This window comes from Dysgonomonas sp. 521, assembly GCF_010501055.1.
GTDB lineage: Bacteria > Bacteroidota > Bacteroidia > Bacteroidales > Dysgonomonadaceae > Dysgonomonas.
This window is the reverse complement of the sequence record NZ_QVMO01000033.1, coordinates 1-10,813: the sequence shown is the minus strand read 5'-3', so window position 1 is coordinate 10,813 and position 10,813 is coordinate 1. Positions and strand designations below refer to the sequence as shown.

Genomic DNA, 10,813 nt, shown 5'->3' with positions numbered 1-10,813 from the left:
GAAAATTCAGGCACAAACATTATGAATGAATAAAGAAAATTAACTACATTTGTTAGCAATCAAAAACGCTGAACTTATGAACAAACTTATATACATCATTACTGCGATTCTTACCCTTACTTTATTCTCTGCCTGTGGAGGCGATGACAACAACAATGAAGTCGTTGTACTGACATCTATTGCCATCGACCCGGTAGACAAAGACCTCTATATAGGCGATACATACCAGCTAAGTGTAAGCCACCAACCTACCGATGTAAAACTGCCTAAGCTGACTTGGACATCATCGGATACCAAAGTAGCAACTGTATCCTCATCGGGTAAAGTAACTGCTGTTGCTGATGGGGTAGCTAAAATTACTGCTTCGTATGGAGATTTGTCGAATTCTGTAACTATTACTATTTTTAAAGAAATTAGTATATCAAAAGACTTTATAGTTGGTACATGGGGAGCTACTGGGTTTGGAAACCCTCCTTACAATGCATGGGTTGCCATGTCCCCAAATAAAACATTTTTTAAATTCTATGAAGATAATACATGCGATATAGAATATGAAAAGAACTATATACTAAATAGTGATGCTCTTTCATTCAATGGTAAATATTCTATTTCAGATAATACTGTAAATATCATATCTTCAAATAATATCGAATATCATTGGAATATCATAGCTATTTATAATAATGAAATTGTATCAACATTGAGCTTTGTTCCAGATTGTAGCTTCCGATTTATAAAGAATTAATCATGTTCTATGATTAATAATATAGTAAGTATTTTTATTGAAATATAATTCAACAATATCTCCTGCTTCCATAGTAATATATCCATATTTAAAAAAATTATTGAATTCTGGTATATTATTATATTTATAAATATTACCATTATTATCTCGTATATACGGATAATATGCAGGATTTAGCAAATTAATGAGAGATGGACTTATTACAAATTTACTTTTACTATTATATTTAACAATCAGTCTTAATGTGAAATCATATTCTTTTTCATTAAATATATGATTTACATGATATTGATTAGGTAGTTGAATATTAACATAATTATTATTATCCTCTTTACTTCCATATAATATAAAATTTTGTCTACTCTTAAAATTATCAATAATAAAAATTGGTGAAATTACTGTATCTAAGTCTATATCTTTTGAATCAAAAAATGTAGCAGATGTTCCATACAAAGCATCTCCTAAAACGGTCATACCCCCAATTTTACTACCTTCTCCTGCTATTAATTTCCCTTGAATATTGAGATTTCCTCCTGAAGACCAATTTATGTTTTGATTGGCTAAACTACCAGACCCATCTGCATTAAACACATTCTTCTCATTACCAAAAGCAGCCGACCCATCAGACCTAAGTTCTATACTCCCTTTTCCAAACATTGCCGCCCCACTCTCTCCATCAATCTTAGCAACAACTTCATCTTCTTTTTTTATTTCAAAAGTAGCATTCCTAATAGCCAATTTCTTTTCTCCTTCATCCTTTTCTGTATTCCAGCTAAGACTACTCTTATTATCCCCTATACGAAAAGCATTCCTTGCCAAGTCCAGATAACTCTCTCCATCACCCGACACCACCCTATCCGTAGTTATCCTACCCGGCAATATCTCTGTAAAGCCATACAAGGGAACATAATTCCTCACCCCTTCAAACTCAGTATTCAGAATACCTACCAGAAAATGGTAGTATGTGTTGCTCTCATCCTTCATTGGGATAGCTGTTTCGCTTACCAGAAAAGTGTTATTATTTGACATATCAGTGCGGCATCGGGCATATAGATAATACTTCTTGTCAGCATCCAACGAGTCAGATTGCCAACTGTTGGCAGTCATTTGCCATGATTTATATTTCCGCTCTACACTGTCTTTAGACGATATATTATCAATATCCAATGTAAGATGCTGTAACACACATGAAGCACATTCTATTTGTTTTGTATCGGGATTATATGTATCTACGCCTTCCAATACATTAACAGACTGTCCTTCAACCGGCATGGCATCCACAAACCGGAACTGCAAACTCTCGTCCCCTACCAGCATCATCATCGTTTGCACTGTAATAGGGTTAATGCCTTCCGAAAAGTCGAGCAGCGACTCTTTTAGCATCTCCATTGTTTCTTTAGCATCACGGAAGCGGCGTTTGGTAAATTCTATCGCCTCATTCTTCCCCCGGTCTATCTCCTGTTCCTTTGCGGGGATTTCGTTTAGGATACTGCCTAATGATTTACCTTTTCCCAACCACGGAGGACACAGAGTAACACGGAGTAAATTTCATCATTTCCCCAGTCACTTTCCCCTCCCTTGTCGTGGCCTTGCGGCTCCCTCTCTCTTGGAGAGGGCGGGGGGTGAGGTGATAAAAAAATGCCTGAACCTCCCCCGAAGGGAAAATTCAGGCACAAACATTATGAATGAATAAAGAAAATTAACTACATTTGTTAGCAATCAAAAACGCTGAACTTATGAACAAACTTATATACACAATAGCTGCCCTGCTTACCCTTACTTTATTCTCTGCCTGTGGGAGCGATGATGATATCACAGGAAAAAATGAAGAAATAGTATATCCAAAGACAGATTCTATTTTTGGTTATCGTTTTGGATCTAGTATGGAAGAAGTAAAACCTGATATTATAAGGAATGATAAGCTTGCTTTTTCTCTCAATAAAACGAGTGATATTATTCCAGCTACTGTCTTTCATTTTCAAGATGGTAAATTGAATACGATTTGTAAATATTATCAAGCTAGCATTTTAGCTTATCCATTCCAAGAATTATTTTTAAATGATATAGCAAAATTATCACCACCTCAACCAATAGAAATAATAAAACCTTCAGCTGGAGAATATATTACATATCTTAAAGAAGATTCCATTTACTGGACATATAATCATCTCAAAATATTGGTTAGAAACGATTATTTTAATATTAGTGAAAAAGAGAACATAAATAACTATTATGATTTTTTAGTAATTGAATATCAAAAAAAGAAATAATTCTTCAATTTGCTAGAAGATATTTTAATACTCGCATAATATCCAAGTGTTGTAAAACATAGATTCACTTCCTATTTTCATTTTCCCAATAAAAATAGCTGTAGCCATATGTCCTTCTTCTAAAAATATGCTGCTTTCCGCATTATGATGGTCAAATAATCTTTGTCCTTCATTCGGATATATAGTTATACCTCCTGTTCCTATCGTTTTTAAATAAAGAGTGGTTCCCTTATACACATTAGAAGGTAAGTATACTTTTTTATTTGCATTTGCAATAGAAATAACCATACTCATATTTCGATTTAGTATTGTGGTCTCTGCATCAGTATCACTTAAAACAAGACTATTAAGAATTAACCCATTTATTCTTAATAGGTCAAACCATCCACCATAGGCAGGAGCAGGATTTAATGAACTATTGGAAGCTGTACCATAAACTCCTACTATTCCTTGATTTTCATCCCAGTATCCTTTATCCATTTTTCCTCTACCAAGCCCTGCAATAGCTGCCTTCATTGACACACCTGTGGAAGCTGGAAGGGTATCTACACCAGCACGATTGGCGAATACACCTTGTGATGATAAATATGCAACTTCATTATTAGTTTCATTTCTCGCTTCAATTTTAGCATCATTAGTTGAGTTTATACATATATACTGCCTTTCGATAACTTCTTCATTATTTTCTGTCCATTTTTTTGTATGATTATTAAACTGTAAAATACCGTTTTTTCCGTCCAGTAACATAGCATCTATTCCTTCAGTTTTTGCTTCCGATTTAATATTCTGGTTCGAAAATTGAAATCCAGCAATATCTGCTACTCCATCAACATTTAAGGCTTTCCTTACAGTTGCATTTGTTACGGTTAATGTATTTGGTTTATCCGGATCAGTGTTGTACTCAAGGCAGTTATTATCATCCCCTATTCGAAAAGCATTCCTTGCCAAGTCCAGATAACTCTCTCCATCACCCGACACCACCCTATCCGTAGTTATCCTACCCGGCAATATCTCTGTAAAACCATACAAGCTTACATAACTTCTTTCCCCTTCATATTCAGAGTTTAATACACCCAACAGGAAATAATAATCAGGTTTACCTTCGGTATTCATAGCAATGGCAGTGGGACTTACCTCAAAAGTTCCTGTACTTCCTGTTTTAGAACATTTGGCATATAGGTAACATTTCTGATTAGCATCCAACGGGGCGGATTTCCAGCCGGCAGCCGGCATTTGCCATGTCTTATACTCTTTGCCTTCCTCTGAAGTAATATCTTTAATACCTAAAGTCAAATGCTGTAAAAATGCTCCTTGATTGTTTGTTATCAGCCACTTATTTTCCTTATCGTACCGGAACTGAAAATCATTGATAGGCTTGTTCTGTGCATCCACAAACCGGAACTGCAAGCTCTCGTCCCCTACCAGCATCATCATCGTTTGCACAGTAATAGGGTTAATGCCTTCCGAAAAGTCGAGCAGCGACTCTTTTAGCATCTCCATTGTTTCTTTAGCATCACGGAAGCGGCGTTTGGTAAATTCTATCGCCTCATTCTTCCCCCTGTCTATCTCCTGTTCCTTTGCGGGGATTTCGTTTAGGATACTGCCTAATGACTTACCCGATACATTGTTGGATATGGTGATTTCGGGCGAGTGCAACTTATGCAGGTAAGTCTTTACCGCCGTAATGCGTATATCCACAGGTTCGGAGAGGAACTGCGGGTCGCTGAATCGCACAAAGTTGCCACAGCCCAGCATACCGCCGCTTACGCCCCATTCCTTCTTGGCATAGATGCCATCGAGTTGCCAGTCGTAGGTATATTTGGGTTGCGCATTATCGTAGAGGTACTTGATGGCTTCGTTGCGGGCGCGTTTTTCGGCATCTTCGATATATTCTTTGGGCAGTCCCATATGGAATACGCCGTATACGTCGCCCTCGTAAGTGCTGTCTTTTGCACGGGGGATGAAAGTACCTTTTTTCCCATCTTTGGTAAGTTCAGGCATCGTCAGTCCGCTTTCTTCTATCGGTATCAGTTGAAACTTCCTTTTGCTGTGGGTATATGCCACTTCAAACTCCCTGCCCACAAGCATCCCTTTCTGAAAAATAACAGTCATTTTTTCGTTGGGTAGCACATATTTGCTAAAGTCCAGCGACTCGGGAATATCCTTATCTTCGAAATACCAGAAGCCGTTTTCTTCGTAAGCGTCAGACAGTGTACCCTCACGCATCGGGTACACCTTCGATACATCGAGGCTGTCCTCCAAGAGCGGCCCTGTGCGGTCGGCACGCTCCACATAGCAGCCCGAGGCATCGGTACGGTAGGTCACAGCCTTTTCGGAGTCTATCTTATCCGGGTTTTCGTCACTGAAGTAAGTGCCGTCGTAGCGCACTGTGCTATCCGTCGGCATCAGCAGGGTATCGTTGCCGTAGGTGTCCCAGCGGATATTGCGGTCGCCGCCTTGTATCCATACACGGTTGATAACCTTCGATGTGTCGAACTGGCTGCGTGTGATGCCGCCCAATATCCCATTCTGGAAGCCATACGACAGGCTGATAGCCGACTCTTTCATCTTTTCCACCTTTGCAAAGCGTATCTCGCGTCCATCTATCTCCCACTCGGTATTGAAGGCTTCGGCGATGCGGGTAAGCACATCATAGCAGTAGTCGTGGTTGAAGTCGAGGGTTACGCGTTCGCTGGCTATACAGTTCTTTTCCACGGCTTCCCACCCCGTTTGGTTACCGCTCAGGTTGAGGTTGTCGGCCATCAGGCGTGCAAATTCGTATGGGGTTCCGGTAAAGGAGAACTTGAGGCGTGGCGATGTATCCATCTTCACGGCGATGCCGTTCTCATATTTTGCCACAAACATTTTGAACTTGATGGTTTTTAGTTGCGCCAGCTCCGACTCCAGCGTCAGGGTATAGTCGTAGTGCTGGCTGTGGACTTTCTTAAAGTTCTGTGGACTGTACAGGGTATATTTGTATGTGCCTTTGTACATAAAATATGTACCTATGGGAAAATCGACGAAGTCGGCCATCGAGAAGTTGAGCACTACGCTGTCGTCTCCCATTATCTCACGGAAGTGGTAGCTGCTGTCGTCTACGTTTATTTCCAGTTTTTCGTATTTCCCGTCTTTGGGTATGTATAATGTTGTCATAATGTTTTTTTTTAATTTGGCCCCTATCCCCTCCGGGGAAATAAGCCTCCCCCTTCGGGGAGGTTTGGAGGGGCTATTAATAAATCCGTATATAATATTTCCCGTTTTCGGTCATTACCGGTATCATGGTTTCTGTGCCCAGTACAGGTATAGGCCTGTTGGGCTTGATGATGGTAAGCACCAGTTCGAACTGTACCTTTATGCGCTTACTCATAGGATCCAGCTTTTGGAAATTCTGCATGGCGGAGTAGTAGCAGTCGAAGTTCTCATAAAGGGTCGACAGTTCCACAGCTCCGGGGCGTGTCAGGTTGTTGAACAGGGCTTCGTAGTTGTGATAGAATATGGCAAGCGAATCGGCCATCATGGTACATTCTATTACTATCTGTTTGTTCCTGAGCATCTGTTTCACTTCCCTCGCATTGGCGGGGTACTGCACTTCGAGCCCCGACCTGTTGCTAAAACTGCGTTCCAGGGGCAGCTTTGCGGCCGGATGATTGAGCGCCGTATTGTAGCATTGGTTAACTACTATGCCAAAGCGTGACAGGTCGTAGCCGTTTATCTCTACAAACTGCTTCGGCCTTGACAGGCTGGGTGTTAACAGGTTAGGGTTGCTAAACAATTGCAGGGGATCGTCCATCGAAAAGTTGACCCTTATCTTCGCGCTTTTCTTCCCTTCTTTGTACAGCCCGCCGCTTTGTGTATAGGCAGGACTGGAAAGATAGCGTAGGTTAAATTCGCGGTCGAACTCACGAAAATAGACTTTCCGCGCTTTAGGGGCGCATATCATCCAGAAGAAGTTATCGAGGTTGCGCTCAAAGTCGTCTGCAGTTGTGGCCGATATGTAGAAGTCGAGGCTTACGCTTTTCTGCCTGAAATATATTTCGCTGAGGTCTACGTCTATGCCGTCTTCTTCGTACCAGTCGTTTTGCAGGGGTTCCATCCGTTCGGGGAAAGGGAGCAGGTCGTAGTCTCCTCCCTTAAGGATAAACATGCCATATTCGGCTATGTCTTTTCCGTCTATTATACAACTTCCTGTTCTCATAATCTGGTTTTTACTCCTCTTATTTTAATGTCCTCCAGGGTACTGTCTATATTTATCAGATGTTCGGTATGCCCGGCTATGGTATAGAGGGTAGATTCCATAGCTTGCTGTACCAATAGCGACTGAGTGGTGGTTTCTGCTATAGCGCTGGTATGTCTTAGCATATTGTAAAAACTGCCATTAAGTTGATTGGCTGAGTCTTGTGTAATGGCGGCAAGGCCCTGGCCTGTGGTGGGTGTGGGGGAGGCTTCCGACCTCTTAAAATCTTGCTTTTCTGCATAAGACCAAAATCTATCAAGAAATCCGTTAGCCCCTTCTATGCTGGCATCTAATCCTCCGAAAAAACCACCTAATACATCCGTTACTTGCTTGGACAATTCTTCTTCATTAATACTACCATCAGCATGCCTCTTATAGATATCTTCTATATCGCTTTGTAATTTATCAAAAGCATCAGCCAGATATAGTTGAAACACCATCTGTTTTGCTAAATTGTTTAATATATCTGTTACACTATTTTTAAATTGAGTAGCAGCATTTTCTCCACTTGCAAAAGCTGTGACAATACTATCTGTTAGTGCATCCCCCAGACCCCCGAAAGTTTCTTTTAGGTAATCTCTGAGTTGTGTTTCAGCTTTTTCCGCTTCTTCTTGCAAAGTAATTAGAGATTGAATCAAAGTTTTATTTTCGTCACTCATTTTATGAGTAGAAAGTATTGACTGGGCTAAGGCAACATCAAGCTTATTTTCTCCATCTATGAGATCAGGGTAGATATCTAGTATATCAGAATAAGTATCTTTCCTTTTTTTCCAAGGTCCCCATCCCGATTTCCTGCTGCCTGTAACAATATCAACATTGGCTAAAGCTCCTATTCCTTTTTCGTATGCGGCTAATTGTTTTTCATATTCTTCCAAAGCTTTATTGGGTAATTGCGTGAAAAAGCTTTTTTGAGGAACTTTGGGGGCATCTCCTTTTAATTCATCTTTGTAGTCTGCCGTAGCCTCTCTGTATAATTCAATAGACTGTACAGCTTTATCAATTTGTCTTGTTCCAAAAATAGACGTTCCTTCTTTAAAGAGTAACATCTCTTGAAAAAGTAATTTATTGTATTGCCGCTGTTGTTCAATTTTAGCAAGTTTTAACTTCCTTTCAGCTTCACGATGTTCTTTATTGACTTTACTCAAATTAGTGAATATCTTGACAGTTTCGCTCAAAATTGCAGTTATACCTTCAACTTTCCCCTTCGAAAAGCCTTTAGAGATATTTCCAACAGCTGAAACTGCCGAATCGAAGCCATCATCGATGCCTTTAAAAGCTCCGCCTAATTGAGTTGCCAGAGTTACTACTTCGCCAAACTTCTGTACAGAAAGTTTTCCAATCGACTTATTTAACTCTTTTACTTTTAGCTCTGCTTCTTCTATCTTAGTAGCCAAATCCGGAGTGTTATTTATACTCTGACTTAACTTTAACGATTCGAGTTGTTTTTCTGCGTTCTTTTTTTGCTCTTCCAAAGAAATACGATCTTTATCCGATTTGAACAAATAAAATTTGTTTGATAATGCGGTTTTCCGTTCGATTAATTTCGCTTCAGCTTCCAAAATTTTTCTATTGGATTCCTCTTCTATTGCTCTTTTTTCATTTGCTTCTAAAAGAGTGAGGCGCAATCTAGCATTAGTAAAAGAAAGCTTTTCCTCTGGTGTTTTAGCATTATCTTCAGCTTTTGTTACTGCATCTTTTTTTTCTTTATAGAATTTCTCAATCTCTGCTATTTTTTTATCTTGCTCTCCTTTAAGTCTGTCTTTAGCCTCTTTAATTAGCTTATTTATTCCGTCCACAGTCAAAGGTTCCTCTTCAGTCTTAAAAAATGCCTCAATTATATTTTTTATTGATTCACTTAGGACTTTACTTACCGCTTTTGAATTCTGTGGATTTTTCATTGATAAAGTAAACTCAATGGGTTCTTTCGTATCTGCCATATCCCTATTTTTTTATTCTATTACCTAATATATTTCTTATTCCGTCGGCTGATTCCACTACCGGAGCGGGACGTCGTCCTCTCATATAGCGTGGCGCGTCAGCCATTTCCATTAGAAAGATTGCCCAAGGTTCAGCCCATAAGATGTAATCATGGGTGTACCCGCGCTTTTCCTTTATTTGCCCGATAAAACCAAAGGGGCTATGGAGGCCTTCTGTATAGCCTGTTAACTCCCCGCTTCCTGTTGACCCATATCCTTCGGATTCATCATCATCCTGGCTTGTATCGCGAAGTATCTGGTAATATTTGTAAAATCCGTCAAATGATTTACCTGTATTATATGATAGAATATTGTTAGCAATATGTTCAACGGCACTTTCCATAGCAGAACTTTAGATAGATATACTGACAGGTATTTTATCTTTATTCTGTTATTTAATACAGCTACTGCTATTAATAGTGCTATCCTGTCGAGCTTTCTTTTTGCTTCGTCAATCGTCTCTATTTTATCTAACTTATCCTCATCAATAATACGGCTGATCTCTATGATTGCTCCGGCCTTTAACGGACTGATTTCTATTTTGTTGAGCCGCAATAATCGCCAAAACAGAGGCGCGTCGGATATTGTATACCTTACACCTCTGTCTAGCAACATATTTGCGGCAGCCAACCTTACATTGTTTGTACTAGCCATCATTTACTTTTTTTTATTCTTACATACAATCTTTTGGCTGCCTCCGGCTTATTTGATAATGATATCGTAGTTGAAGCCCTGTTGAGCCAATGCTTTAAAGCTGAAAGGGAATTTCATAATCCCGTCTGATCCTACATTCAGGTTGAGCAGTACATAGCCTTTGGCGTTTGGTATGACGATGCTGGACCCGTCTTTCAGTGTGAAACGAATAGCTTTATTCAGAGGCGTTTTTGTCGCTTTTCGCTTAAATGTGGTTGTGTCTCCAGTACCTGTAACTTCACCACCTAGTAAGGCTGCCATTTCATCATAGTCAGCATTGATAAACGAACCTGTAATTGTTAATCCGCCACCGATCAGATCATAATCTTCCGGAGCATCATTTTCGTGAGAAAACACCTCTTTTGTTTCAGGTTCGGCTTCTACAATAGAAACCTCATCATCTCGGAGCGTAAGGGGCTGTTTTACCCAAGATGATGCGGACAATTCGCTTTCTGACTTGATTGGTTCTGCAAACTCAATACTTTCTACACGCGCTTTAAGAATTGTTCTTTCTGCCATAATTTTTTAATTAGAAATGATTTATAAATATTTATAAAGAAGAAAAACAGATGAATCAATGATATACTAATTATTAAGAATCACATATTTTTCCCCCTTCTCTATGTATAGATAAATTCATTTTTTTTTCATGACAGTTTTTAGAGAAAAAAGAAAAAAAATTATTTCGATGCGTTTTTTGTAATGGAAATGAAATAGGATTATCTATATATAGAAGTCGTCTCGACTTCATAGTAATCTATATTTTAATAATTAAAATCCATTGTTGTCCGCTAAAAGCCGAAAGCTTGCCTATTTTAGACATATCCTCTTGTATATCAGTGTTTGTTTTTCGCATAATCAAAAGTAAGCCCCCTGTATTTCAGGGAATAGAGAA

Annotated in this window: 8 protein-coding genes; 2 read left to right on the top strand and 6 right to left on the bottom strand. The window is 39.3% G+C overall.

The features are described 5' to 3' along the window. Positions 1–76: 76 nt before the first annotated feature. Complete coding sequence (locus tag D0T84_RS10570) at positions 77–745, top strand: Ig-like domain-containing protein (protein ID WP_163307846.1); 669 nt, start codon at positions 77–79, stop codon at positions 743–745. Here D0T84_RS10570 and D0T84_RS10565 read toward each other — a convergent pair whose 3' ends face one another. Further along, the gene (locus tag D0T84_RS10565) at positions 746–2,260 is read right to left on the bottom strand and encodes a hypothetical protein (protein ID WP_163307845.1); all 1,515 of its coding nucleotides are present in this window, start codon (positions 2,258–2,260) and stop codon (positions 746–748) included. A 221-nt stretch (positions 2,261–2,481) separates the two neighbouring features. Here D0T84_RS10565 and D0T84_RS10560 point away from each other — a divergent pair, with 221 nt between their 5' ends. Continuing rightward, the gene (locus tag D0T84_RS10560; protein ID WP_163307844.1) at positions 2,482–3,015 is read left to right on the top strand and encodes a hypothetical protein; all 534 of its coding nucleotides are present in this window, start codon (positions 2,482–2,484) and stop codon (positions 3,013–3,015) included. Positions 3,016–3,039: 24 nt separating this feature from the next. Here D0T84_RS10560 and D0T84_RS10555 read toward each other — a convergent pair whose 3' ends face one another. The 5 genes from D0T84_RS10555 to D0T84_RS10535 form a co-directional block, all read right to left on the bottom strand. Next, complete coding sequence (locus tag D0T84_RS10555; RefSeq protein ID WP_163307843.1) at positions 3,040–6,168, bottom strand: phage tail protein; 3,129 nt, start codon at positions 6,166–6,168, stop codon at positions 3,040–3,042. A gap of 76 nt (positions 6,169–6,244) precedes the next feature. Further along, a complete protein-coding gene (locus D0T84_RS10550; protein WP_163307842.1) occupies positions 6,245–7,210 on the bottom strand; it encodes a hypothetical protein in 966 nt (321 codons plus the stop codon). Then, positions 7,207–9,186: a hypothetical protein gene (locus D0T84_RS10545; protein ID WP_163307841.1), complete on the bottom strand. Its 1,980-nt coding sequence runs from the start codon at positions 9,184–9,186 to the stop codon at positions 7,207–7,209. The genes D0T84_RS10550 and D0T84_RS10545 overlap by 4 nt, the downstream gene beginning before the upstream one ends. 225 nt (positions 9,187–9,411) lie before the next feature. Then, positions 9,412–9,882, bottom strand: a complete 471-nt coding sequence (locus D0T84_RS10540; RefSeq protein ID WP_163307840.1) for a hypothetical protein — start codon at positions 9,880–9,882, stop codon at positions 9,412–9,414. A gap of 45 nt (positions 9,883–9,927) precedes the next feature. After that, a complete protein-coding gene (locus D0T84_RS10535) occupies positions 9,928–10,437 on the bottom strand; it encodes a hypothetical protein (protein ID WP_163307839.1) in 510 nt (169 codons plus the stop codon). Positions 10,438–10,813: the final 376 nt, after the last annotated feature.